This window comes from Nocardia albiluteola (assembly GCF_018860155.1).
In the GTDB taxonomy this organism is placed as follows: Bacteria; Actinomycetota; Actinomycetes; order Mycobacteriales; family Mycobacteriaceae; genus Nocardia; species Nocardia albiluteola.
Genome location: NZ_JAHKNI010000003.1, coordinates 81,935 through 107,554, shown reverse-complemented (window position 1 = coordinate 107,554; position 25,620 = coordinate 81,935). Strand labels below are relative to the sequence as shown.

The 25,620-nt window shown below is 67.9% G+C and carries 21 protein-coding genes and 1 riboswitch; of the genes, 6 read left to right on the top strand and 15 right to left on the bottom strand.

Annotated features, from left to right (window positions below):
• Positions 1-80: 80 nt before the first annotated feature.
• The 4 genes from KO481_RS10210 to KO481_RS10195 form a co-directional block, all read right to left on the bottom strand.
• The gene (locus KO481_RS10210) at positions 81-386 is read right to left on the bottom strand and encodes a DUF3349 domain-containing protein (RefSeq protein ID WP_215916818.1); all 306 of its coding nucleotides are present in this window, start codon (positions 384-386) and stop codon (positions 81-83) included.
• A gap of 271 nt (positions 387-657) precedes the next feature.
• Positions 658-945 carry a hypothetical protein gene (locus KO481_RS10205; RefSeq protein ID WP_215916817.1) on the bottom strand — a complete coding sequence of 96 codons (288 nt, stop codon included), beginning with the start codon at positions 943-945 and terminating at the stop codon, positions 658-660.
• A gap of 13 nt (positions 946-958) precedes the next feature.
• On the bottom strand, positions 959-2,149 hold the full coding sequence (locus tag KO481_RS10200) for an inorganic phosphate transporter (protein WP_215916816.1): 1,191 nt from the start codon (positions 2,147-2,149) through the stop codon (positions 959-961).
• A gap of 355 nt (positions 2,150-2,504) precedes the next feature.
• On the bottom strand, positions 2,505-3,803 hold the full coding sequence (locus KO481_RS10195; RefSeq protein ID WP_308166484.1) for a lipase family protein: 1,299 nt from the start codon (positions 3,801-3,803) through the stop codon (positions 2,505-2,507).
• Between the two features lie 635 nt (positions 3,804-4,438).
• Between KO481_RS10195 and KO481_RS10190 the strand changes: the two genes are divergently transcribed.
• The 3 genes from KO481_RS10190 to KO481_RS10180 all read left to right on the top strand — a co-directional run bounded on the left by KO481_RS10190 (position 4,439) and on the right by KO481_RS10180 (position 7,025).
• A complete protein-coding gene (locus KO481_RS10190) occupies positions 4,439-4,984 on the top strand; it encodes an HNH endonuclease (RefSeq protein ID WP_215916815.1) in 546 nt (181 codons plus the stop codon).
• A gap of 24 nt (positions 4,985-5,008) precedes the next feature.
• The gene (locus KO481_RS10185) at positions 5,009-5,269 is read left to right on the top strand and encodes a WhiB family transcriptional regulator (RefSeq protein ID WP_215916814.1); all 261 of its coding nucleotides are present in this window, start codon (positions 5,009-5,011) and stop codon (positions 5,267-5,269) included.
• Between the two features lie 145 nt (positions 5,270-5,414).
• Positions 5,415-7,025 carry a substrate-binding domain-containing protein gene (locus KO481_RS10180; RefSeq protein WP_308166482.1) on the top strand — a complete coding sequence of 537 codons (1,611 nt, stop codon included), beginning with the start codon at positions 5,415-5,417 and terminating at the stop codon, positions 7,023-7,025.
• A 39-nt stretch (positions 7,026-7,064) separates the two neighbouring features.
• Here the strand turns inward: KO481_RS10180 and gcvP are convergent, their stop codons facing one another.
• On the bottom strand, positions 7,065-9,908 hold the full coding sequence (gene gcvP / locus KO481_RS10175; RefSeq protein ID WP_215916812.1) for an aminomethyl-transferring glycine dehydrogenase: 2,844 nt from the start codon (positions 9,906-9,908) through the stop codon (positions 7,065-7,067).
• A 155-nt stretch (positions 9,909-10,063) separates the two neighbouring features.
• Positions 10,064-10,157: riboswitch (glycine riboswitch) on the bottom strand.
• A gap of 288 nt (positions 10,158-10,445) precedes the next feature.
• Between gcvP and KO481_RS10170 the strand changes: the two genes are divergently transcribed.
• Entirely contained in the window at positions 10,446-10,907 is a 462-nt protein-coding gene (locus KO481_RS10170; RefSeq protein ID WP_215916811.1) for a hypothetical protein, read from the top strand.
• Between the two features lie 68 nt (positions 10,908-10,975).
• On the opposite strand, the gene KO481_RS10165 is transcribed toward KO481_RS10170, so the two are convergent.
• The 9 genes from KO481_RS10165 to KO481_RS10125 form a co-directional block, all read right to left on the bottom strand.
• A complete protein-coding gene (locus KO481_RS10165; protein WP_281066052.1) occupies positions 10,976-11,323 on the bottom strand; it encodes a TIGR03618 family F420-dependent PPOX class oxidoreductase in 348 nt (115 codons plus the stop codon).
• Positions 11,324-11,367: 44 nt separating this feature from the next.
• Complete coding sequence (locus tag KO481_RS10160) at positions 11,368-11,805, bottom strand: hypothetical protein (protein WP_215916809.1); 438 nt, start codon at positions 11,803-11,805, stop codon at positions 11,368-11,370.
• Positions 11,806-12,592: 787 nt separating this feature from the next.
• Positions 12,593-14,065 carry an alpha/beta fold hydrolase gene (locus tag KO481_RS10155; RefSeq protein WP_215916808.1) on the bottom strand — a complete coding sequence of 491 codons (1,473 nt, stop codon included), beginning with the start codon at positions 14,063-14,065 and terminating at the stop codon, positions 12,593-12,595.
• A gap of 11 nt (positions 14,066-14,076) precedes the next feature.
• Positions 14,077-16,110, bottom strand: coding sequence for an FAD-binding protein (locus KO481_RS10150; protein WP_215916807.1), 2,034 nt, complete (start codon positions 16,108-16,110; stop codon positions 14,077-14,079).
• 5 nt (positions 16,111-16,115) lie between these two features.
• On the bottom strand, positions 16,116-17,036 hold the full coding sequence (locus tag KO481_RS10145) for an esterase/lipase family protein (protein WP_308166481.1): 921 nt from the start codon (positions 17,034-17,036) through the stop codon (positions 16,116-16,118).
• 217 nt (positions 17,037-17,253) lie between these two features.
• On the bottom strand, positions 17,254-18,633 hold the full coding sequence (locus KO481_RS10140) for a lipase family protein (RefSeq protein ID WP_308166480.1): 1,380 nt from the start codon (positions 18,631-18,633) through the stop codon (positions 17,254-17,256).
• Between the two features lie 347 nt (positions 18,634-18,980).
• Positions 18,981-20,135, bottom strand: a complete 1,155-nt coding sequence (locus KO481_RS10135) for a lipase family protein (protein ID WP_308166479.1) — start codon at positions 20,133-20,135, stop codon at positions 18,981-18,983.
• Between the two features lie 842 nt (positions 20,136-20,977).
• A complete protein-coding gene (locus tag KO481_RS10130) occupies positions 20,978-21,820 on the bottom strand; it encodes an SDR family NAD(P)-dependent oxidoreductase (RefSeq protein WP_245400725.1) in 843 nt (280 codons plus the stop codon).
• A 108-nt stretch (positions 21,821-21,928) separates the two neighbouring features.
• Positions 21,929-22,462, bottom strand: coding sequence for a YbhB/YbcL family Raf kinase inhibitor-like protein (locus tag KO481_RS10125; RefSeq protein WP_215916806.1), 534 nt, complete (start codon positions 22,460-22,462; stop codon positions 21,929-21,931).
• A gap of 91 nt (positions 22,463-22,553) precedes the next feature.
• Here KO481_RS10125 and KO481_RS10120 point away from each other — a divergent pair, with 91 nt between their 5' ends.
• Positions 22,554-23,249, top strand: a complete 696-nt coding sequence (locus KO481_RS10120; RefSeq protein ID WP_215916805.1) for a GntR family transcriptional regulator — start codon at positions 22,554-22,556, stop codon at positions 23,247-23,249.
• Between the two features lie 101 nt (positions 23,250-23,350).
• Here KO481_RS10120 and KO481_RS10115 read toward each other — a convergent pair whose 3' ends face one another.
• Entirely contained in the window at positions 23,351-23,962 is a 612-nt protein-coding gene (locus KO481_RS10115) for a TetR/AcrR family transcriptional regulator (protein ID WP_215916804.1), read from the bottom strand.
• Positions 23,963-24,043: 81 nt separating this feature from the next.
• Here KO481_RS10115 and KO481_RS10110 point away from each other — a divergent pair, with 81 nt between their 5' ends.
• Positions 24,044-25,558, top strand: coding sequence for an FAD-dependent oxidoreductase (locus KO481_RS10110; RefSeq protein ID WP_215916803.1), 1,515 nt, complete (start codon positions 24,044-24,046; stop codon positions 25,556-25,558).
• The last annotated feature ends 62 nt before the right edge of the window (positions 25,559-25,620 follow it).

Below are 25,620 nucleotides of genomic sequence, written 5' to 3'. Positions count from 1 at the left end.
GCTCCGCCTCCCGAATCGCCGAACCCGCACGGGGAAATGGCCGCACCCTGCTCAGCGCCGCCTACGACGCAGCGAGCGCCTCACCTTCCCGCCCAATCGTCGTCCACCGGCCACCCGTTGGCGACCAAATGCGTTCGCACACGGTGCATGTCGGATTCGTGCGGCATCTCGTGGGTGAGCTTCGTGATCGCCACCCCGACGTCGGCACGGTCGGCCGGCAGCGCACCGTGCTCGATGAGGGCGTCGGTCACCGTGATCACCTCGTCCTCGGTGAGGCGGCGGGTGAGCAGGGCCAGCAGCGGGACGTAGTCGTGCTCGGGCACGCCCTGCGGGTATCCCGCCCGCAACCACTCGACGATTTTCGCTAGAACCTCGGATAACGCCATGTTTTACCAGTTCTGTCGGTCCGGGTACGGACTGGTCCACGGACGGTCATATTCGGCCGTCGAGCAACACGCCCGGGACGGCAACTTGGCTGTAATCGTCATGCCCCGAAGGGATTTACGCAAGCGCGGCGGACACTCAATTCTGTACCCGCGGCGAGGGAAATACGTAAAAAAACACGCCGAGGGGCCGCACCGCGTCGGCGGTGCGGCCCCTCGACCCGAATTGTGTTGTGAGATCAGCTTTTCCGGGCGAGAAACCGCCCAGGCAGGCTCAACTCTTCTTCGCTCCGAACAGCTGAACATCGAATGTATGGCTGATGAAATCCTTGGCGATGTACAGGATTCCGAGCAGCACCGCGACAATCACGATCCCGAAGCACAGGTACGCGATCGCCTGGGCGGCCGTATTGCGCCCGCTCGGTGCGCCGTTCGCGGTCGTGGTCTCCATCGACCAGAACCGCACCCCGACGGCGAAGATCAGCGGCAGCCCGGCGCCGAGGATCAGCGCGACCAGCGCCACCTCGCCGAGCGACTTCACGATGGCATCGAGTGTATGCATTCCCGCGCTCCCCTCAGGCCGCCGTCATGGATTTCTCGGCGAGGTCGGACGGCGGAGTGAGCCCGCCCTCCCACTCCTCGTTGACATTGCTGGTGTCGACCGGGTTGCTGCGCGAGCGCAGATAGATGTAGCTCGACACCGCGATCAGGATCACCAGATCGATGAGCACACCGCCGAGGCCGCCCACCAGGTCGGTGATCCCCCAGCACAGCGCACCGACGAGGCCGGCCAGCGGCAGGGTGATCACCCACGCGACGCACATCCGGCCGAACACGCCCCAGCGCACCTCCGCGCCCGGCTTGCCCAGGCCCGTACCGAGAATCGAGCCGGTGGCCGCGTGCGTGGTCGACAGCGGCAGGCCGAACTGCGCCGAGGTGAGAATGATCGCCGCCGAGGACGCCTCGGCCGCGAAGCCCTGCGGCGCGTCGATCTCCACCAGGCCCTTGCCGAGGGTGCGGATGATCCGCCAGCCGCCGAGGTAGGTGCCCAGGGCGATGGCCAGCGCGCAGCAGACCTTCACCCACATCGGGATGGAGTCGTGGTTGGTGTAGGTGCCGTACGCGACCAGGGCCATGAAGATAACGCCCATTGTCTTCTGCGCGTCGTTGGTGCCGTGCGCCAGCGACACCAGTGCCGCGGAACCGATCTGGCCGATCCGGAAGCTCTTGCGCACCTTGGTCTCGTCCGAGGCGCGAGTGAGCCGGTAGACCAGGAAGGTGCCCAGCCCCGCGACCACGCCCGCGACGACGGGCGCCAGCACGGCCGGGATGATGATCTTGTTGATCAGGCCGGTGCTCTGGTTACCGGTCCAGATCACCCCGCTGGCCCCGAGCGCCGCCATCGCGGCGCCGATCAGCCCGCCGAACAGCGCGTGCGTGGAGCTGGACGGAATACCGAACAGCCAGGTGAGCAGGTTCCACAGGATCCCGCCGACCAAACCCGCGAACACGATCTCGAGCAGCGCCATGTGATGCACGTTGTTGATGTTCAGCAGCCCACCGGAAACGGTCTTGGCGACCTCCACCGACAGGAACGCGCCGACGAGGTTCAGCGCCCCCGACATCGCCACGGCGGTGCGCGGCCCCAGGGCTCCGGTGGCGATCGAGGTCGCCATCGCGTTCGCGGTGTCGTGGAAGCCGTTGGTGAAGTCGAAAGCCAGGGCCGTGACTATGACTATTACTAGGACAATGAGTTCTGCGCTCACGACTCCACCTCGCTGGCGCTCGGCTCCGTCGTGCGCGCAGCGCACCCTGTATCTGGTTCGCTCGCAAGCTCGCTCACGCTTGAAGTTTCATGCCAACCCGCACAGCCCACTACCGCACGCGCGGGTATTCATACGACGTTCAGCAGATCATCCACCAACGGACATCCAACAGTGTCCGTACGGAAATGCTACCCGCGCGTATCGGCCACGGCGGCCACCCCGCGGCGATGCGATCACGAAGTTCGATGGGCGCCGGCACCTTCGCGCCAACCGTGGGCATCGGGCTCCCCATCCGATGAGCGTGCCGCCGGGACTGCCGGTCGAAATAGCCTGGCACGCAGCCGAATCCCTGGGCTCAGCATTCGTCGGGTGCGGGCTTGCCCTGCAGGCGCTCATCGAGCCAGGCGACCAGCAATCCCCACCCGGTATCCCCGGCGATGAAGTGCTCGCCCGGCACGTCCCGATAGATGCCGGGCACGCCCAGCGCGCACTGCTGGCGATACAGCTCGCGCGCGCCCGCCGCCGGGATCCAGAATTCCTGCGCGCCGTTGTAGATCATCAGCGGCATCGCGGACTTCAGTGCCGACAGGTCGGTCTCCCGGAATGTCCGCCGCGCCACGGCGCTGTGCAGCGGATCGGCGATGTTGGCGGCGATATCGATCGAGGGCTGCAGCAGGCCCGGCAGCCCGACAACGGTCATGCAGGAGTCCTTCAGCGGCGAGGTGGCGACCTGCTGCGCCAGGTTGTTCATGGTGGCCAGGATCTCGGGATGCTCACGCCCGATGCCGAATACGGCCCCCATGAATACCCCGGAGGCCAGATTGCCGTTCATCGTGGTCGAGAGCATCCGGTAGTCCGCGGGCACCCCGCCCATCGCGGCCCCCGCGGCCGAACCAGCCAATTCCGGTGCGTAGGAGCGCAACAGCACCGCCGCCGCGCGCGTGGCGATCGCCCCGCCGGAATATCCCGTCATGGCGAACCGGCTCGCACCGAGCTCGGCGGGCATCAGATTACGCACGGCGCGAATGGAATCCAGCACGGCATGTGCGGCCACGTACGGCTCGGCGTACGCCATGTCCGGGCCCTCGTGATCGGGGATCAGGACCGCGTAGCCGCGCAGCGCGGCGAGCTGGGTCAAGGGCGGGAAGAAGTCCGCGGAATTGGTGTTGGCCGAATATCCGTGGGCCAGGGTATATCCCGGGTTGCACTGGCGTCCGAGACCGTCGATGGCGAGGTTGTTCACCAGCAGCGGCCGGTCGCCCGGGCCCGTCCACGGGGTGGCGGGCAGCACCAATGAGGCGGTGGCGTAGGAGGGTTCGCCGTGTGCGCCGGTGGTACGAAACTTCAGCTGCAGCACCCGCTGCAGCGGCACGGTGAGCAACGGGGCCGCGGTCGCGGTCACATCACGGGTGGTGACGACCCGGCCCGGCGTCAGTTGCGCCAGATTCGCCGGAGGGTTGTCGAACAGCGGATCACCCACGTTGTCGGGCAGCACCGCCAGCCGCAGCGCCGCGGCATCCGTTGCCGCACCGGACGATTGCGGTGCCACATTTCCGGACCGCGGTGCGGTGTCGCCGGGGTGCGGTGTAGCCGGGGCCTCCGGCAGCGCCGGGCGCGGTACCACGGTGTCGATCCACTGCTGCAGATCGGGCACGCTGAGGCTGCGTGGGAGCGGAATCACCGGTGGCGCAGGCGGATTCGACGCCGGCGGTTGAGCGTTCGCGGTGGCTGCCAGCGAACAGCACGAGACCACGACCATCAGCGCCACGGCACACCGAGCCCACACGGGCCACCCCACAATCCACACGGAACCGGCATCGCGGCGAGGGCTCCAGCTCCAACCCCGAGCCTTCGTCACGATCATGTAATTCGATCGTATCGCCCACCAGCCTGAGAAATGCCACTCGTTTTCCACACTGTGACCGAGTGGCTGGCCGGGAATAAAACCGAGTGGCCGGGAATAAATCCGACCGCCCGCATGCTGCACCTGTCGCACGGTCGCGGGTGGGGCAAAAAAATAACCCGACAACGCGCTAACGCTGTGCCACCATGAAGACGATGAATCAACGACCCCGCCGGGCGCGGGGCCGTGCACTGTTCGGCGAGCACCGGAAGGAGGTGGCTGATGTCCCCGGAGACCAATCCTCTGTCAATGAGTACCCCTGTCCCGCAGCGGCTTTACGCGGCGTGCGATGAGCGCGGAGCCCGGAAGCTCGGCCACCTCGCATTGCCAGCCTGATTCCAGGCCACCCTTCCCGCTCCGCCTCTTCACGAAACATGGTGACACCCATGACCTTCCGTCGTGCCGCAGACGCGGCCCCCACCCCCGACAACTGGATAAACGCCGGCGTGCTGGTGCTCAACGCCTCCTACGAGGCGCTCACCGAGATCGCCGCCGACCGGGCCGTGGTGCTGCTCATCACCGGCGCCGCGGAGACAGTCGCCGAGCGCGAGCCGCGGTTCCCGATCCGCTCCAAGCACGTGGAAGTCGTGCTCCCCGAGACGATTCGGCTGCGGCGCTACGTCTACCTGGAGCACCGCGTCCTGGTGCACGACGACGAGAGCCGCGCCACCCTCGCCGGGATTCTGCGCCGCGACGACCACCGGTGCGGATACTGCGCCGGCTGGGCCCGCACGGTGGACCACATTCGCCCCCGCAGCCGTGGCGGGCCGAACACCTGGTCCAACCTCATCGCCGCCTGCTCGCCCTGCAACACCCGCAAGGCGGACCGCACGCCCGAGGAGGCCGGGATGCGGTTGCTGTGGGAGCCCAAGGCACCCGACGAGATGGCCCGAACCCAACGGCGGATCTGGAAGGACCTGGCCGCCACGTAACCCCGGGAAAGGAGGGGATCCGATATGACAATCGCAGTGCAGGAGCCGACCCTGGTGGATCTGTTCCCGCTCTCGGACGCGAAGGACTGGCAGGCCGCGGCCTGCCGGGGTGACCCGAATCACGATGCGTGGTTCCCGTACCCGTCGCAGGATTTCGAGTACGCCCGCGGCATCTGCGCCGGCTGCCCCATCCGGCGCCAGTGCGGCGAGTTCGCCTCGCGCACCGGCCAGTCCGGCGTCTGGGGCGGCCACGAGTACGACCGCGGGCGCCTGATCCGCGAATGAGAGCCGAACCGTCCCGGCGCCCCGGTGGCGCCGGGACGGTGGCCGTCCGGCGCGACCATTTTCGCATGACCATACACTGATCGCCGTGGGTACACATCGCAGTGCAGGCGGATCACGAGGCGTCAGCAAAGGTCTAGTTATCATCGTGGTCGCGGTGCTGTTGCTGGTGGTGGCGGTTGTCGGCTGGTTCTGGCTGGGGCGGCACTCGGCCGCGCAGAGCCGCGACGCGGCCGGTGAATGTGTCGAGGGCCCCTCGACCGTGAATGTCACCGTGGATCCGGATATCGCCACCCAGGTGCGCGCGGCCGCCGATCGGTACAACGCCACGAAACCGCACGTCCGCGACCACTGCATCACCGTCGCGGTGAACCCGCAGGCGTCGGCGGCCATGGTGGCGGGGTTCGCCGGCAAGTCCTGGGACACCAAACTGGGCGCGCCCCCGGCCCTCTGGATCCCGGACTCTTCGCGGTCGGTCCAGGCCATGCGGATCCCCGGCGTCATCGAGGGGACCCCGGCGGCGGTGGCGGTGAGCCCGATCGTGCTCGCCGTGCCGGACCAGCTGCGCCAGGCCCTGACGAGCAACAAGATCGGCTGGTCGGACCTGCCCAAGCTGCAGCAGGGGTCGCTGAGCCAGGTCGGCCTGAGCGGCTGGGGCGGGCTGCGCATGGCGATGCCTACGGGGGACGACACCGTGGCCGCGGCCGCCGCCGTCGGGGCCGCGGTCTCGGGCTCGGACCCGCTGAACGACGAGTCCGCCAAGTCCGGACAGGTGGTCTCCGCAATCTCCCGGCTGGCCCAGGGCGCACCGCAGGTCGGCGATACGCTCACCGCGCTGACCACGGTGGGCACCGCTTCACCCCCCTCGAACGCAGCCATCCACGCGGTCGCAGTTAGTGAACAGCAACTGAAATCGCGGGGCGGTCTGGCCGAATACCGGCCCACCGGATCCGATCCGGTCGCCGACCACCCGGCCGCCCTGCTCACCGGTACCTGGGTCGATCAGACCCAGCAGGTCGTCGCGGGCATGTTCGCCGACTATCTGCGCGCGCCCGCGCAGCAGCAACTGTTCGCCGCCGCCGGATTCTCCGCCGCGCCACCGCAGCCCGTGCCGGTCCCGGCCAAATCGGTTCTCGACCAGGTTCATTCGGTACTCGCGAACCCGGTGCTCGGCGTGCAGTCCACCGTGCTCATCGACACGTCCGCGGCGATGGGGGCCAACGACGGCTCGATGACTCGGCTGAACAACACGGTCGGCGCGATCAGCTCCACTCTGGACACCATGCCCGGCGATTTCGGGCTCGGTGCGTGGACCTATGCCGAGGACATCGACGGTGAGCCGTACCGCGTCGTGTCCAAGACCGCCCCGCTCACCCAGCAGCATCGCTCGGATCTGGCCCAAGCCCTCGGCCAGGTCACGGCCACCGAGTCGCACTCGGACCACACCTATCCGGCCCTCGAGGCGGCGTACAAGGCCGCGGTGAGCAACTTCGGCGCCGGCCGGACCAACAAGGTGCTGCTGGTCACCGCCGGCCCGAACGACGACTCCTCGCTCACCGGCACCCAGCTGATCTCCGACATCACCGCCGCGATGGATCCGGCCCACCCGGTCCGCATCGACGTCATCGTCATCGGCGGCCAGGGCGCGGCGACCCTGCAGACACTGACACAGAAGACCGGTGGCACCTACACCAAGGTCGCCACCTCGGACAACCTGGCCTTCGGCACCGCGATCAACAACGCGCTCACCGCCCCCTGAGTCCGGCGCCCGCCCGGTCGCGGGCGCCGGTCGGGCGGCTCAGTCGGCGTACGCCTCGAGCGGCGGGCAGCTGCAGACCAGGTTGCGGTCGCCGTACGCACCGTCGATGCGGCGCACCGAGGGCCAGACCTTCGCGCGGGCCGAGCCCAGGCCCTGCGGGTAGACCGCCGTTTCGCGACTGTAGGGGTGCGTCCACTCCCCGACCAGGCACGCCGCGGTGTGCGGGGCGCCGCGCAGGGGGCTCTCCGCGACCGGCCAGACCCCGGCCTCGACCTGGTCGATCTCGGCCTTGATGGCGATCATGGCGTCGATGAACGCGTCGATCTCGTGCAGATCCTCGCTCTCGGTGGGCTCCACCATCAGGGTGCCCGCGACCGGGAAGCTCATGGTCGGCGCGTGGAATCCGTAGTCCGCCAGGCGCTTGGCCACATCGTCGACCGTGACGCCCGTGCGCTTGGTGATCTCGCGCAGGTCCAGGATGCATTCGTGAGCGACCGCTCCCCCAGCGCCCGTGTACAGCACCGGGAAGTGCGGATCCAGCCGCCGCGCAATGTAATTGGCCGAGGCGATCGCGGTCAGGGTGGCCCGGCGCAGGCCGTCCGCGCCCATCATGCGAATGTAGGCCCAGGTGATCGGCAGGATCGACGCGGAACCATAGCGTGCCGCCGACACCGCGTGCGAACCCGGCTCGAGCGGATCACCGGGCAGGTACGGCGCCAGGTGCTCGCGCACAGCCACGGGGCCGACGCCCGGACCGCCGCCGCCGTGCGGAATGCAGAAGGTCTTGTGCAGGTTCAGATGCGACACGTCACCGCCGAACCGGCCCGGACGGGCAAGTCCGACAAGGGCATTCAGATTCGCGCCGTCCACGTACACCTGGCCGCCGGCGTCGTGCACCAGCGCGCACAGCTCGGCGACCTCCTGCTCGTAGACGCCATGTGTGGACGGGTAGGTGATCATGATGCAGGCCAGCCGGTCCGCGTGGTCGGCGATCTTCGCGCGCAGATCGTCGAGGTCGACATCGCCGTTCGCACGGCACTTCACGACCTCCACGCGCAGTCCGGCCATCGCCGCCGACGCGGCGTTGGTGCCGTGCGCGCTGGACGGGATCAGACAGGTATCCCGATGCGTGTCACCGCGATCCACGTGGTAGCGGCGGATCGCCAGCAGACCCGCGTACTCGCCCTGGCTCCCGGCGTTGGGCTGCAGGCTGACCCGGTCGTAGCCGGTGATCGCGCACAGCCAGGCCTCGAGATCCTCGATCACCCGCAGGATGCCGGGCGCGTCGTGTTCCGGCGCATAGGGATGCAGGCGGGCGAATCCCGGCCAGGTGATCGGCTCCATCTCCGCGGCCGCGTTCAGCTTCATGGTGCAGGAGCCGAGCGGAATCATGCTGCGGTCCAGCGCGATATCCTTGTCCGAGAGCCGTCGCAGATACCGCAGCATCGCGGTCTCGGTGTGGTACAGGGTGAACGCCGGATGGGTCAGGAATTCCGACGTGCGGTCCTCGATCGCGGACGCCCCCACCATCTCGGACTCTGCCTCCGCACCGGAATCGGGTGTGGCGCCGAAGGATTCGAGCACCACCGCCACATGGGCAGCCGTGGTCGCCTCGTCGCAGGCGACCGACACGTGGTCGTGGTCCACCAGGCGCAGATTGATCCCCCGGCCCTGCGCCTTGGCCACCACGGCCTCCGCGCCGCCGGGCACCCGCACCAGCACGGTGTCGAAGAACCGTTCGTGCACAACGGCTTCGGAGTCCGCGGCGGTCAGCCCCGCGGCGAGCGAGCGGGCGTGCCCGTGCACCCGCCGCGCGATCGCGCGCAGCCCGTCGGCGCCGTGGTACGAGGCGTACATCGCGGCCACGATCGCCAGCAACACCTGCGCGGTGCAGATGTTCGAGGTCGCCTTCTCGCGGCGGATGTGTTGTTCGCGGGTCTGCAGCGCCAGGCGATAGGCGGTGTTGCCGTCGGCGTCGACCGACACACCCACCAGGCGCCCGGGCAGCTGACGCGCATGCGCGGTGCGCACCGCGAGATATCCGGCGTGCGGGCCACCGAAGCCCATCGGCACGCCGAAACGCTGTGTGGTGCCGAAACATACGTCCGCGCCCTGCTCGCCCGGCGGCGTGATAAGGGTCAGCGCGAGCAGGTCGGCGCCCGTGGCCACCAGCGCACCCCGCTCGTGCGCCGCGGCGATCAGCGCCGTCCAGTCGACGATGCGGCCCGAGGCGCCGGGCGCCTGCAGCAGCACGCCGAAGAACTCGCCCTCGGGCAGTACGCCCGCGCTCAGATCGGCCTCGACGATCTCGATCCCCAGGGGCTCCGCGCGGGTGTACAGCACGGTGCGGGTCTGCGGGAACAGGTCCGCATCGATCAGCAGCCGCAGGGATTTGCTCCCCCGATTCGCGCGGTGCAGCAGCGTCATCGCCTCCGCGGCCGCAGTCGCCTCGTCGAGCATGGACGCGTTCGCGACGTCCATCCCGGTCAGATCCGAGACCATGGTCTGGAAGTTGAGCAGCGCCTCGAGCCTGCCCTGGCTGATCTCCGGCTGGTACGGCGTGTAGGCGGTGTACCAGGCCGGATTCTCCAGCAGATTGCGCACCAGCACCGGCGGGGTGAGCGTGTCGTAGTAGCCCAGGCCGATCATCGAGGTGGCCACGGCGTTCGAGTGGGCCAGCGCCGCGAGTTCGGCCAGCACCTCGTGCTCGGACGCGGCGGGCGGTAGCCCGGCCAGTCCGGTCGCGGCCGGATCGTCGAGAATGTTCGCGGGCAGGGCCCGCCCGGCCAGCTCGTCGAGCGTGCGCACGCCGACAACGTCGAGAATGCGGTCCAGGCCCGCGGAGTCGGGGCCGATGTGGCGGTCGGCGAAGGGTCGGGTCACGGCAGCTCCCAGGGGCTCGGGCGGGTGTCGACCGGGGTCGACTATCGGGCCCTCCCCCTCTGTCGTGGCGCCTGAGAGATTCGGGATGCGCGCATCCCTTTCCCCATGGGCGGATGGTCCGCATTGTGTGCGGCCATCGCTTTCCAGAGGCGTCGAAAGTCCGCACGGTCCCTTGTGCCTGAGAGATTGACGGGGAGGTGCTGCTCCTTCGGCGCCCGGGCGAACCCGGGACTCTCCCGCACGGCGTCGACGCACTGCCAGTCTAAGCCGGTTCACATGTCGAACGTATTACCGACCCCGCCAACCACCGATCTCCGACTCGAGCCCCGGCGCACTGCGCGGTGCGGCGCCAACAAGCCAACTGATCTCGTTGGCACATGGGTAACTCCACAGGAGAAAGTCTCGGATTACCCTCCGCCCCCCCGATAGCGGGAATCGCCGCAGGACTGAGGGTCAGGGACGAGGCTTCTGCCCGCTTTTAGGCTGGATCGGTTGATCGCACACGTACCACTTCCGGCACGAGAAGGGGCTATACGTTTGATTCACAAAATCGCGACCGCCGCCGCGGTCGGCATCCTGTCCGTCTTCCTGTCCGCAGGCGTGGCCACCGCCCAGGTGTTGGACCCGGGATCGGGAGAAGGGCGAGTGGGGAAGCAAACCGCTCCGGAGTCCGGCAAGACCTTGGCCCAAGCTGAGAAGCCTGCACCGATGAACGCGACCGTTGATGATCGCACCGGGAAGGCCCGTGACGGACGGCACGACACAGGCAGGTTGCTCAGTGGTGCCACGGGCACCGACTACAGGAATCGGGCCGGTGCTGTCGAACCCGTGCAGATCTTCGACCCGCAGAGTTCTGATGATGGCGGCAGCGCGGGTGGTGCCGACAACGAGGACAAGGGTGAAGGCAAGGGCAAAGGTAAGGGCGGCAAGGGCGGGGGCAAAGGTAAGGGGGGCAAGGGCAAGGACAAGGACAGAGACGAGGACTCGGGCGAACACTGAATAAGTAGCGTCCATCCGCTGGTCGGAGTCCGGTCCTGTTGGATGAGTCGGGACTGGACTCCGTCGGCTCAGATCCCGCTGATCCGCTCCGGCTCGATGACGAACATGACCCGCACCTGGTCGCGGCCGCCGTACCAGGGGTACGGGCCGCCGAGATAGCGCTGGGCGAGTTTTTCGATGTGTTCGTTCGCGCCCTCTTTCCGCACCTCCTGCACCCGCCCGCGCACCTGGAAGTACCGCCGCTGCTGCTCGGGATCGGTGACCGTCAGCGCCACCCGCGGATCGCGCTGGATGTTCTTCGTCTTCACGTGCGTGAGCACGCTGTTGATCAGCACGTGCTGGCCATCGGTGTCCACCCAGGTCTGGGTGAGCTGCGGCGACCCGTCCGGCATGGTCGTGGCCAGGTAGCACAGCAACTCTATGAGCGCTTTGCAGCTGGGCCCCGAGCAGCGGATGGACGCTACTCTGCGGCCGGGGCCAGTCGGCGACGAGCACGCGCGATAGCGCCGAGCACCAGTGCGACAGGGGCGGCCACGGCGAGGAGTTCGAGGCCGAGATGTTCGCCCGAGAGCTTGGTCCCGAAGAGGTACTCGGGCCGGGGCGGCGCGTAGTTCTGACGGCGGGAGTTCAGGTCCACCGCCTTTACCGCGACGGTGGCCATAGCCTGGCACCGGGCCTGCTCCCGCTCGTGATCGCAGGCGCTCCGCATTCGCTGTTCGAGCGCGGTGTCGACGGCTCGGCGCGCCCACGGGCCCAGCGGCTGCCCGTGGGCGTCGGCGTAGCGCAACATGTCGTAGCCGAGGTCGTGCGCCTGGCACGCGGTCCGGAATTCGGCGGGCAAGCGCACCGGCGAGGAACATGCGCCACCCGGATCGACCAGCAGCCCGTCCGTGATCACCGGCCGGTATCCAATTTCGTCGGCGAAATCCGTCGGAATCGCGACCGCCCCCGGATGTGCTCCGGTCAACTCCGCGACAGCCGCCCGGGCTGCGGGATTTTCCGGAGCCGCAGACGCACGGGCTGCGGGATTTTCCGCACCCGCAGAACCCACGGCCGCCCCGGCAACCGGCTGCGGGACAACGAACACCACGAGAGCCCCGAGCGCACCGAGGCCCGCCACCACCTGCCTCCGCCGCGATTTCCAGGTGGCCCCAGCTAGGGAACGAGCAGTGCCAGGGCGGCGAGAATGCCCACGACCGGGACGGTTCAGCGCAGCCACGGCACGAAAGCGGTGCGCGACAGCAGGAATACGGCTGTCGGTCTCCGCAACGGGTGCATGATTGCTGAGTTCGGGCGGGAGTGTCGGAGCCTTCGAGTGCATGATCGGATCCCAGGGTCTCGGTGGCGGCGATCTTCGTACCTCCAATTTCCCTGTTCGGCGGTACCTGCGATAGCAACCCTCGAGATCACTCCCGGCCCCCCGAGGGTGGGGCGGGATCTCACCCCAGGGTGCGGGCCTGGGAGTGAATCATTCGACCAGCTCGCACATGTCCTGCCGGTAGATCGGCAGCCAGCCAAGAACCAACAGCGCCAACCCGCGGTCCGAACGACAACCCGATGACCGCCGAAACGCAGCGCCGGGCACGCCCAGGCGGTGGCCCGCAACCCAACCGCCGGCCCGACACCCAGTTCTCCCTGCATCTGACGACACGCAGAAATCGCGGGGAGGCGGGGGAGCCGCATCCTCAGTCCTGCAGGGGCAGGTCGAGCCGTCCGGCGGTGAGGGTGATGGTGGCACCAGGGGTAGTGACACCGGCGTAGCGGCTGTCGTGGGTACCGACGATCAGGGTGAGCCGGTGCCCGGCCGCGACGACCCAGTCGACCGGCTGCAATTCGACTGTGGCGGAACCGGTTCCGGTCACCGTGACGGGGGCGTGGCTGAGCAACACACCGCTGCTGTCGGGGCCCTCGTCGTACAGGTATGCGACGAGAGTGGCGGGGTGTGCCGTGCCGAGAGTCACGGTGAGGTCGGGCAGACCGACGAGCCGGCGCGGCGCGGCGAACACGGCGGTACGCCACGCCGGGCTGACAGCGCCCAATGGCGTGGGCGGCACGGTCCCCAGATATTGCAGTGCACCGGTGAGATACACCGGGCCGCTGTCGACGCCGGCGGCGCCGCCGACGAGGGTGGTGGCGGTGGCTGCCGCCGCCGCACCGAGCACGCCGGCGCCGAGCGCGAGCCCGGTGGTGGGTCGCAGGTCCGCGACGGCCATGGGCGCCGAATACTGCTGACCGCCGAGCATTTCGGCGGGCGAGCTGGTCATCGGGGCCAGGTGCAGGGGCGGTTCGCCGAGCAGGCCGGGGTCGGTGCCGCGCAGCGCGGCATCGAGCCAGCGGTAGGCGGTATCCCAATCGTGGTTGGGCAGGCCCAGATAGCCGCCGGGGGCGTCGGATACCGAATGGTCGCCGGCGGACAGCTCCAGCCGCAGCGGGCCGGGATAGCCGGCGAAGGCATCCACAAGCTGCCGGGGCGGATACAGCGAGTCGCCCCACGCCTGGCCGACGAACACCGCGGGCCTGTTGGCCGCCAGTGCCCGCATGTCGACATCGCGGGCGGCGGTGAACCGCTGCGGGTCCGCCGCGTCGAGGATATGGCGGGCGTCGGCGCCGAACCGGCTGGTGGCGCCGCCCAGCAGGCGCTGGGTGCCGATGGCCTCGACATCGGCGGTACCGCCGGGAAACCACGCCCGGGTAAGGTCGGCCCAGCCGCCGAGACTGACCACCGCCCGGATTCGCCGATCGTGTGCGGCAGCCAGCAGACCGGTGCCGCCACCGTTGCCCATGCCCGCCACCGCTGCCGCGCCGGTGCCGAATCGGCCACCGGCCCAGTCGATCAGTTCGGAGACGTCCTGGATCTCGCGCGGGCCGGCGAAGTCGAACTCGCCCGTGGAGCCGAAGGTGCCACGCGGGTCGTAGACGATGACCGTGTAGCCACGCGAGTGCAGCGCCTGCAGCGGGGCCTGGTACATCAGCCGCGGCACGCCGACCTCACCGGGGATCAGCACCAGCGGGCTGCCGGGCGCGGCGGGTAACACCGTCGCCTCGATTCGCACACCGTCGGACATGACGACATCGACCTGCTCCGGTCCGGCAGCGGCGGCAGGACCGATCCCCAGGGTCGACAGCACCACCACCGACATCGCGACAAAGGTTTTCACCGGTCGGGCTCTCACTGGTACACCGCCGCAAGGATCTCGTCGAACAGGGGATTGGCGAAGCGTTCCCGCAGCTGCGCCGGATCCACGCCGCCGGCCGCGGCGATCCGGCGGACATGTGCGGCGAACCGGGGAATCTGCTCGGCGTAGGCGACCTCGCGCAGGTATTCGGCAGGGCGACGGCCCTCGATGCTGCGCGGCCACTGCTTGGCCCAGTGCGGGCGCACATTGAGCCGCGCGCCGTCCGCGCCGGTGATCCCGGCCCAGCGATCGTAGAGCTGCTGGATGAAGCTGTTCCACTCGGACTGCGGCACCAGCTGGCTGGTGAGTACCTCGATGGAGCAGGTGCCGAACGTGTTGCCGTAGGTCGGGGACATATCCACCGACGATCCACCCATCACCCGCATCTCCAGGGCCACCCGCATCGGCGCATCGGGCCGGGAATAGACCAGGTTGATGGCCTCCCACCACGCGCGCGCGGGCACCGTCCAGTCGGGCTTGCCGTCCACGGCGGCGGGAATCGGAATCTCGACCTCCATGTCCAGCACCCGCCAATTGCGCACCCCGCGCCGGAAGTGGATGGCGTCGATGAGCGGCGTCGCCACCGGTGGATCGTCCGGGCCGCAGTGCAGCAGCCCGACCGTGGTGACCGCGCCCAGTACCTCGGCCTGCGTCCGGCCGGGGGCAGCGCGCCACGCCGGCACCTGCTCGAGCATGGTGGACAGCCATTCCTCCAGGTAGTGCAGGACGTTGTCGAGATAGTCGGGAGTCGACCGGGCGGGCGGGCCGTCGTTGCTCCAGGTGTTGACATAGACGTCGGGACGGTAGGGGAACCAGAACCATTCGGCGTAGTAGTCCTGTTCCGCGCGGCGGGTGAACTCGCGCCAGGCGGCGTCGCGTTGCGCGTCGGTGACCGAGATCGCCAGCTCCGGCGGCACCTGCTGGCCGGGCGCGGGCGGGACCGCCAGCAGCGCCGGCACCATCATCGGCTTCATGCTCGCGTACGTCATCGGGTCGAGCCGGAAGGTGATCGCGGTAAGGATGCCGAGGATGCCGAAAGCACCGGCCGCGGCGGTGATCAGCTCCGGATCCGACACCGTCTGCAGTTCGCCGCGCGCGTTGACGAATTCGACCGCGGCGACCAGATCGCTGATCGTCTGGTTGCGCAGCCCTGCCCCGTGACAAATCATCGAAATGCTGCCACCCAGGGTGATTTCGGAGAGCACCACGTTCAAGGGCAGGGTCCAGCGGCGGTTTCCACCGGTGGAACTGAGCATCCAATCGCGAAACTGCTGATTGGTGGTGGCCGCCCCGACCCGCACGAGCCCCTTGCCGTCGACGATGCCGACGAACGTGCAGCCCTGCAGCTGATTGTCCCGGTCGACCGGCGCGAGGTCGGCGGGCAGATTGTCAACCTGCTCGAGTTGCAGCATGGAGATCAGCACCCCGCCGTCGGCGCCGAAGACGTCGTTCCAGGAATGCCGGTACCCGGCCGCCCGCACCGCCCGGCGCTGCCGTGCCGCCCACGCAACGATGTTGCACACCCCGGCCTTCGTGGTCGGCACGAAGGTGTATTCGGGGACGTTGTCCACGGTCAGGCCCCAATTGTGGAAGCGGTAGCCGGGCACGTACCGCACCGGGCGACCGGTGCTCTCCAGGATGTCCGGGAACTCCTGCGCCTGCGCGTCGATGAACGCCCGCAATTCGGCGACCTCGTCGGACAGCTCGAACGGTGACTCCCCGATGCCGGTGAGGCTACTCGCACCTTCCACGGCCGCGATGACATCGCGCACCGGCCGTGGCAGCGACTCCGACAGGTTCCGCACCGCCGGATCGGTTTTCAGGAATTCCAGCACCAGCCGGTCGGCCGTGGTCCGGTCGACGCCCGGGCGGCGCAGCGCCGCCAGCAGGTGCGCGACCGCATCGTCGCGCGGCGCGGGCGGCGGGTCGGCGACCGCGGCCGGGGTGAGCCAGGCCGGCGGCAGCGCCGAAAGACCCAGCAGCAGTGCGGGCAACGATTTCAGCAGCATGCGGCGTTGGGTGTGCATGGGGGTCAGCCGACCAGCGGTGCAACGAACTCGCACGGGACGGGGTGTGGATGCTCCGGATCGAGCACGTTGAGGACGTACATCGCCGCGCGCCGGCTGGCGGCAATGGACAGGTGGTCGGAATAGTCGATATCGCACCCGTCCTGCACGACGATGGTGGTTGCGTTTGGTGCATCGCCGGCGCCGGCGGTATAGGGCACGACGAACTCGTCATATCGGGTCAGGATGTTGGTGTAGACAACCCCCGGCGCGTAGAGCCCGTCGCTGTTCAGTTCAGTCAGCAGCGGCGAGCCGGCGAGCACCTGCAGGCACGACTCGCACACGGCATCCATCGAGCCTTCGAAGTCCGGCCCGAAGCCGTTGCGCCGCGCGTAGTCTCGCGCGGTCACCGCACCGAATGCCGCCGATCCGGTGTGGTTGGCGCCGAGCGAGACGATCCGGTGCACCACCGCCGCCCCGCCGCGGCGCTTGACGTAGTAGTTCGCCGCCACGGTGCCCTCGGAGTGCGCCACGATGTCGACCTGATGAGCCCCGGTCGCCGCCAGTACCCGGTCCACGAATGCCGCGATCTCCGCACTGCTGCTTGCGATGTCGCGCAATCCGGCGAACGCGGGCACCGGCCACGGCTGCTGCGGGTAACCACCGTAGGTGACCGCGAACACGCAGTAGCCCTCGTTCGCGAGCAGCGGTACGTAGGTGCCCCAGTCGGTTTGGGCATTGGAGGCGAAGCCGTGCACCAGCACCACCGGATCGGGATGCGCCGCGCTCGGAACGCAGTGCCAGTCGTTGCTCCCCGGCAACGACCCACCGGGGTTGCGCACCTCGTTCACGATCCCGGCCCCGAACATGTAGGACACCGGCAGCTCGGCCCGTGCCACACCCCCGCTCAACCCCGAGGCCAATGCCACCCCAGCGATCACTCCCACAGCCCAGTGCCGCACAGTCCCCTACCTCATGATCTAGAACGTGTTGCAGCAATATAACGTGCGGCGCAGATTAACTCCAGTACAACTCCTATTTAATGAAGAAGAGACTACATAGAACACGTTCTGGCTGTAACGCTGTTTCACATTAACCGCAGGCCGCCTCCATGCCGAGAATTCGATGGTCCCGCAGGCCCCGCGATAGCCCGCGGATTGCAAGCTAATGAAGCGTCGGGCACTCGTTCGGCGCGGGCTCTCCGCGCAGCCTGGCGTCGATCCAGTCGGCGGCGCCGCCGGCTCCGCCGACCATCGCGGCCACATGCTCGCCCGGTACGGTGCGGAATTCGGCCGGAACACCGAGGCTGCACTGTTGCCGGTACATCTGCTGGGCCCCCGCGATGGGAATCCAGAAGTCGCTCCCCCCGTGGTAGACGTACAGCGGGGCAGCCGATTTGCGGTCCGTCAGGTTCGTCAGCCGCTCGATGTCCTCGGCGATACCGCTCTCGAGCGGATGGTCGATATTCGCGGCGACATCGATCGGGATTCCCACCGCGCCGAGCGGTCCGTCGGCTTCACCGCAGATGTCCTTCAGCGGTGAGGTCGCCACCCACTGCGCGAGATGGTTCATGTACTTCAGCATCTCGGGGTGTACGCGCGCCATCGCCAACGACACCGACAACAGGATTCCGGACGCGCTGTGGCCATTGAACACGTGCGCTACCACGCCGTAGTCGGTCACCAGCCCACCTACGGCCGAACCAACCAGCACACCCGCCAGCTCCGGTGCATACTCGTGCAGGAGCATCGTCGTCGCATACGACGCGATCGCCCCACCCGAATAGCCGCTGACCGCGAAACGACTGTCACCGAACTCTTTCGGAAGTTGCGACCGGACGGCACGAATCGAATCGAGGGTCACGTGCCCCGCGACCGTGGGCTCGGCATACGCCATCCGCGGGCCTTCGTGGTCGGGTACGAGGACCGCGTGGCCTTTGCTCAGCGCCGCACCGACTCCCGGTAGGAAGACGTTGATGTCGTTGTTGTCGTGGACTCCGTGCGCGAAGGTATAGCCCGGGGTGCAGCGCAGCCCGAGCGCGTTGATCGGCATGGTGGTCACTTCCACCGGCCGGGCGCCGGGCCCGGTCCATGCCGCGGCGGGAACGAGGAAGGTCGCCGTGCCGTACGACGGTGCACCTGACGCCCCAGTGGTTCGGAACTTCAACAGCAGTGCCCGCGCGATCGGCGCGTTGACGAGTGCGGCGACCGGCGCCGTCACGTCACGCGATTCGATCAGCTGACCCGGACGCAATCCGTCGAGGCCGGCGGGCCACGCGTCGAACGCCGGGTCTCCGGTCGGCGACGGCAATATCGATTTCCACAGGGCCAACTGGTCGCCGCTCGTCTGCGCCGGTGTCGGGGACAGCGGCGGCCTAGGGATGGTGTGGTCGATCCACGCCTGCAGCGGGGACGGCGCCGGATCGGCCGCGGTCGGCGGCGGCCCGGACGTGCCGGGCGGCCCCTCGTCGGCTCGTGCGGGCTGCGCGGTGACCGCCATACACCCGGCCAGCAATGTGATTACAAGCATCGAAAGTGATCTCACCGATTTTCCTCATTCCGAACGACGTTGTCATATAACTTGTTTCATCAAGCTGTCTGCCGGCAGAGCGCCGAAGATCGTCCGCACCATCGTCTTGGTGAGAGATTCGGCCGAGCCCGCCGGTCGAACCGGTCCGAAATGTCCCCGGCGTAATGGCCGGAACGGCAGGTCCGCACCGATCCCGCCGGCGGCCGGACGTGGCTCGTCCCGGTCCGGCCGAACCCGGCGAACCTCTGCCGGGCGCGCGGCCTCATCACGCTCCGGCGGCTGGTCGGCCGCCGGAAAGCGCTCCGAAAACGATCATGCCGACCACGAGTTCGGGTCGGACCGGGAGTAAGGCCCTGGAGGGCCTAGCGCGGCACGGCACATTCGCTCGGCGCCGGCCCACCGCGCAACCGTGCGGTGATCCAGTCGTCGAGCCCCGGCGAGCCGGTGACATAACCGATCAAATGCTCGCCTGGTACGACGCGGAAGACGGCCGGCACACCACGGCTGCACTGTTGCTGGTACACACGCCGGGCGTCCTCGAGGGGAATCCAGGGATCGAGCGCGCCATGGTAGATGTACAGCGGCACAGCCGATTTCCGATCGGCCAAATTGAATTGGCCGTACAGCTTTTCGGCGATCGGGCTGTCGAGCGGGTCGCCGATGTTCGCCGCGACATCCATCGGGAATCCGACCACACCGAGCGGCCCGTCGACGTCGCCGCAGATGTCCCGCACCGGAGAGGTCGCGACCCACTGCGCGAGATGGTTCATGTACTGCAACATCTCGGGATGTTCACGCGCTATCGCCAACGTCACCGACAGCAGGATCCCGGAGGAGATGTTGCCGTTGAACCGGTGAGCCACGTCGGCATAGTCGGTGACCAGCCCACCCGAGGCCGCTCCCACCAGCACGCCGGAAAGCTCTGGAGCGTACTCGTCGAGCAGCATCGCGGCCGCATAGGAGGCGATCGCCCCACCCGAGTAACCGATGGCCACGTAGCGGCTGTCACGGAACTCGCCAGGCGAGTAGGCCCGCACAGCGCGGATCGAATCGAGCATCACGTGCCCGGCGACATTCGGCTCGGCGTAGGCCATCAGCGGGCCCTCGTGGTCGGGCACGAGGACCGCGTGCCCCTGACCGAGCGCCCACCAGATGGACGGCATAAACGTCGTGAGATCGGTGTTCGGGTGGTCGAGTACACCGTGCGACAGCTGGTAGCCCGGGGTGCAGTGCGCGCCGAGAGAGTTGATCGGCAGCGCGTTCACCTCCACCGGCCGGGTCCCGGGCCCGGTCCACTGGGCCGCCGGAACGATCAACGTCGCGGTACCGAAGGAGGGCGCGCCCGACGCCGAGGTGGAGCGGAACTTCAGCAGCACCGCGCGCTGAATCGGTATCGTCATGCGCGGGGCCGTGGTCGCCGTCACATCGCGCGACTCGATGATCTGGCCCGGACTCAGGGAACCGAGGCCGGCGGGCCAGGAGTCGAAGGTCGGGTCCCCCGTCTGCGGTGACAACACCGCACGCCACAATGCCGCCTGCGAATCACCGACGGAATGTTGCGGCCCCGGAGCCAGCTGCGGTGCCGGTACGGTGCTGTTGATCCATTCCTGCAATGGCGATGGAGCGGGATTCGCCGCCGTCGACGGCGCGGGGCCGCCACCTGGCCCGTCGTCCGCCCGTGCGGGCTGCCCGCTCGACAACACGCAGCCGACCATTATCGAAACCGCAACTACCAGAAGCGCTCGCACAACCACATCCTTGATCCCCGGACGAACCCGCCGCGAGCGTACCTACTGTCGGTCCCGCCTACAAACGATTTATGACCGGGCTGCGATCGATCGCGATTCTAATTTGTGGCAGTAAGAGCTGAGCACCAAACCCCTTCCCTCACTTGGCCGGTCACGGAGCCGGCCGACCTCGGTGGCGATGTTGTCGGTGGCCAGCCGCGCGTCGAGTAGCCAGACCGACATCCCCACCGACTACCTATAGGTGTTGCTGCGCAGAACCTTTCAAACGTAGACCCGTACACCGACACACTCGACGCTGTCGCGCGAGACCGCGGATCCCTTCTACAGGGAAGTCAACGCTGATCGGGGAGGTTTGCGTCCCAAAGGCACTCACCCACCACCATCACCCCTATTGGGGAGACGTCAAAATTGGCCGTTACCAACATCTTCTGCGTCAGTGTGGTGTCAAATATCACTCGCCGGTCGTGAGCGCGAGAATTGGAACCGCTTCGGCGCGGATTTCGACACTGCTTCGGGCGTGGAGCCGAGCGGTGCCGAGTGCGGATCTCGGCAGGATCGGCACCGGCAGCCCGCGGCGCTTGTGACCCTCGTACGCCACGCGGCGCGCGACCTCAGCCCATCGCTGAAACGACTGCGGTGTCGCTGATCTCGACCAGGCGACGGCGTGCCTTCGGATCGTCGGCCTGCGCGTGGGGACGGCTCTGGCTGGTGCCATTGAAATACCGGCCCGTTGTCTGCGCCAGCCCCGGATCGCAGATCAGCCGAAGTGTGGCATCCGCGCCCTGGCCGACCGTGCTGATCGGCGTGATGCCGGATTCCAGCACCATGGTCGTCGCCATGAGTGTGGCCGGGTGCAGGGCGTTCACGGTGACGCCGGTCCCGTCGAGTTCCTCGGCGTACTCGATGGTAGCCATGATCATCGCCAGCTTGGCGCGGCAGTAGGCGGTGTAGGCGTCGTGGCCGTTCTCGGGGGTCGGATCGTCGAGGTTGATCTCGTGCTGCCCGGCGGAGGCTACGTTCACCACCCGCGCCGGAGCCGAGGCCCGCAGCAGCGGAAGCAAGCGCCGCGTCAGTCGATACGGGGCCAGATGGTTGACTGCCCACAGCAATTCGTTGCCGTCGGCGCTGAGTTCACGTTTCCCGTCCGGGGGGCCGCCGGTTCCCGCGTTGTTCACCAGCACATCCAATCGTGAAGTGCTGGCGATGATCTCGTCGGCCAGCTGGTCCACCTGCTCGAGTCGTGACAGGTCGGCCAGGATGATCCGCGGCGTGTGTCCGCTCGCGGCCGTTACCTCAGCCGCGACCGCATCGGCCCGATCGGGGTTGCGACCGTGCAGGATCAGCCGCGCGTCCGCTGCGCCGAGACGCACCGCGAGTTCGCGGCCGAGTCCGTCCGTGGCGCCCGTGATGAGCACGGTGCGATCGGTCATGCGGCCGATGTTGGTGTCGCTCATAACTTTTCCTTGTAGTTTCATTTCCCGTCCTCGCATCTTCGACTCAGCCACAGGAAGCCGTGTACGACGAATCCGCGTTGGTGGCGGAACCGGCACCTCGAGCGGAGCTCACGCCAGTGTCTCCGCCGTGGCGACGAGCGTCGCTCGGCCCAGGATGTGGCCGGCGATGGTGAATCCGAGCAGAGCCGGAGTGGAGTCGGAGGCGATGCCGATGTCGTCGACATCCAGGGCGTGCACGGTGACGAAATAGCGATGCTCACCGTGTCCTGCCGGCGGTGCCGCACCGATGTACCGGGGCAGCCGTGCGTCGTTCGGCAATTGGAATGAGCCGACCGGCAACCCGATGCCCGCGTCGTCCCCGGCGCCCTCGGGAAGGCTGGTCGTCGTGGCCGGGATGTTGGCGACAGCCCAGTGCCAAAAGCCGGAGCCGGTGGGGGCGTCTGGGTCGTACACGGTCACGGCGTAACTCTTGGTGCCTGCTGGGGCGCCACTCCAACTCAGATGCGGGGAAACGTCTTTGCCGCCCGGGGTGCCGGAGGAGCACTGTGCGGGTTGCCAGGCGGCGCCGTCGCTCACCGTGGTGCTGGTGACGGTGAACGAGGCCGCCTCGGGGAGCCTGGCAAAGGGGTTGTTTGCGTTCATCGTGTCGGGCCTTTCGAGTCGTGTACCGGATCAGTAAGATCGACGATAGCAACAATAATCGATTATCGGCAATATGGTCTATGATCGAACCATGACCCGGACGGCCCACACCCCGACCTCGCCGGAGAAGCAGATGCTTTCCGAGCGGGTCTACACACACTTGCGGCACGCGATCATGCGCGGCCAGTACGCGCCCGGCGTCGCGCTCAAGCCGCAGGACCTATCCAGGCAACACGGCGTGAGCCTGGCTGTGGTGCGGGAAGCGCTCGTGCGACTGGTCGGTGAGGGCCTGGCCGAACGACTCACCAATCGCGGCTTCGCCGTCCCGGCTTATTCCGATCACCGTTGGCAGCAGATCGGCGAGGCCCGCCGGACCATCGAGCCGGTCCTGCTACGCATGTCGATCGAACGTGGTGACGTCGACTGGGAGGGCGATGTCCGAGCTGCCCACCACCGCTTGGCGCGTACACCGGTATTCACCCCGGAGGACGGCGAGTACTACAGCGAGGCCTGGGCCGAGGCCCATCGGGTGTTCCATCGCACCCTTCTGGAAGGGAGCGGCAACCCGGTGTTGCTGGAGACCTTCGACCGGATGTGGGTCGCGAGCGAGCTGGCTCGCCGCTGGTCGGCGTACCGCGACCCCGACCGCGACGGCATCGACGAGCATCGCCGATTGGAGGAGGCAGCGCTGGCCCGCGACCCCGACACCGCCGCCGACCTACTGACCCGACACCTCACCCTCACGACGGCTGCACTGGCAGAACAAGAAAGCCGACATCGACCCTGACGTAGGTTGCCCTCCGACCGGCCGGAGCGTCGTCAGGTAGTGGCGGTTGGGACTGCGGCCACGGCGGCGTGGGGATAGGGAGCCGAACGGGGCACGGTCGCTTACTGATCCGATCCCCGCGTGGGGCGGACGAGCGGCAGGAAGATCATGTCAACGATCTGCTCGATGCCTTCCTCAGGCATCGGTTCGAGTGTCATGAGGACGTGGTGGCGGAGCAGGTCCATGGGCAGGGCTCGGATCCGCGGAATCAACCGGTCGGGGTCGATTTCGCCGCGCTCGACGCCGGCCGCCAGAACGTCATCCAACGCGTGGTCGTGTCCGCCGATCAGGGCTTCGCGCATGTCGGCCAGGGTTCTGCCGGTCTCCTGATAGTAGCCACCAAGCTGCACGCCCAGCATGGTGGCGAGGTCGAGGCGGGCGTTGTTGGCCCTGCGTAGCAGTGCGATCAGATCGCCGCGCAGGCTGCCGGTGTCGGGCGTCGGGTTGCCACGCTGCGCGCCGACGTGGGCGATGGTCGCGTCCAGCAGTTCCTGCCGGGTGGCCCATCGGCGGGCGATGACCGGACGGCTGGTGCCAGCCCGATTGGCCACGGCCTCGAGGGTGAATCCGGCGTAGCCGTTCTCACGCAGCACCGCCCAGGCGGCGCTCAACAGGGCCTCCTGCAGCGCCGACCCGCGGCGGCGGTGGACCCCTCGATCACTCTTTGGATGCACTTGCGCATCTTATCAACTACTCGTATTCTGAGCAGCATAAGATGCAGTTCTGCATCTAATTAGCTGTCATGGGAGGAAGAGATGAGCGACCACGACATGATCCAGACCGACGTCCTTGTCATCGGTGCTGGTCCGGTAGGACTCACGCTGGCCTGCGATCTCGCCCGCCGGGGCATCACCTGCCGCGTGATCGAGCGGGACACCGCACCGAACCGCGCGTCCAAGGCCAAGACAATCCAGTCCCGCTCGCTGGAGGTACTGGACGACCTCGGCGCCGTCGATCACGTCGTGCGCACCGGCGTCGCCGATCTGCCGGTGCGATTCCACGATCGGTCCGGAGACGTTGTCGATCGGCCCTCGATCGTGGTGCGCGCCAGGGATACCTTTCACACTCCCTACCCCGACGCGCTGTGGATCGGGCAGTTCGATGTCGAGCACGCGCTGCGCGAACGACTGCGCGAACTGGGTGGCATGGTCGAATACGGCGTGGCAGCAGTCGACCTCACCCAGGACACCGAGGGGGTCGCGGTGACCCTGCGGACAGCGCAGGGCGACAGCACGATCCGGGCGCGCTACGTCGTGGGAACCGACGGCGGCAAGAGCACGACCCGCAAGCTGATCGACTTGCACTTGGAGGGACAGACCTACGAGTCGCAGCGCTGGTACATCGGCGATGTCACCGTCGCTGACCTGGACCACAGCCACATGCACATCTGGCCGTCCGACAAGGGAATGCTCGTGCTCACGCCGCTGCCCAACAGCGACCTGTTTCAACTCCAGACCCCCATCCCGGCGCAGGCGCAGCCGGCGGAACCGAGCCTCGAGCTGTACCAGCAACTGCTCGACGAACGAGCCGCCGACGTCAAGCTGACCAGCGCGAACTGGCTTTCGATCTATCGCGTCAACGTCCGCATGGTGACCGACTACCGCCGGGGCCGCGTACTGCTCGCGGGCGACGCCGCGCACGTACATTCCCCGGCCGGCGGTCAGGGCATGAACACCGGGATCCAGGACGCCTACAACTTGGGCTGGAAACTGGGTGCGGTCATCGAAGGAGCAGACCCTGGCCTGCTGGACACCTATGGCGCCGAGCGGATTCCCGTTGCCCGCAGGGTCCTCGCGTTGAGCACGGACAAGATCGACCGCACGACCGAGCGGATGGGCGGCGATATCGACGAGCTGAGTTCAGCCCTGGGCGAGATCGCCGATGACGCCGTCACCACCGGCCTCGGCATCCACTACCACCCCAAACAAGCTGCGGCCAACTCCGCGGCACCGGTTGCCGGCGACCGGGCACCGAACGTCACCGGCCTGGCGGGCCCCGAGTTCAGCGGCGATCTGTTCGACCTCACCCGCGGCCCGCACTGGAACCTGATCGCCTTCGACAACGACGATCCCACCATCGCCGATAACCTCGACCCGATCCACATGCGCGTGCACCGGATCAGTTCCACGACAGCACGCGGGATTCTCGATGGCCGTGGCGAATTCCAGGAAATCTACGCACCCCGCCCGGGCGAGCTCATCCTGATCCGCCCAGACGGCCACATCGCCGCGCGTGGCACCGAAATCCAGCCGCCCCTGCTTTGGCAATAGCAGCAGGTCGGTGGCGGCTACTTCGACGCAACACGCCCAAAGCGGCCCCGATTGGACCACAA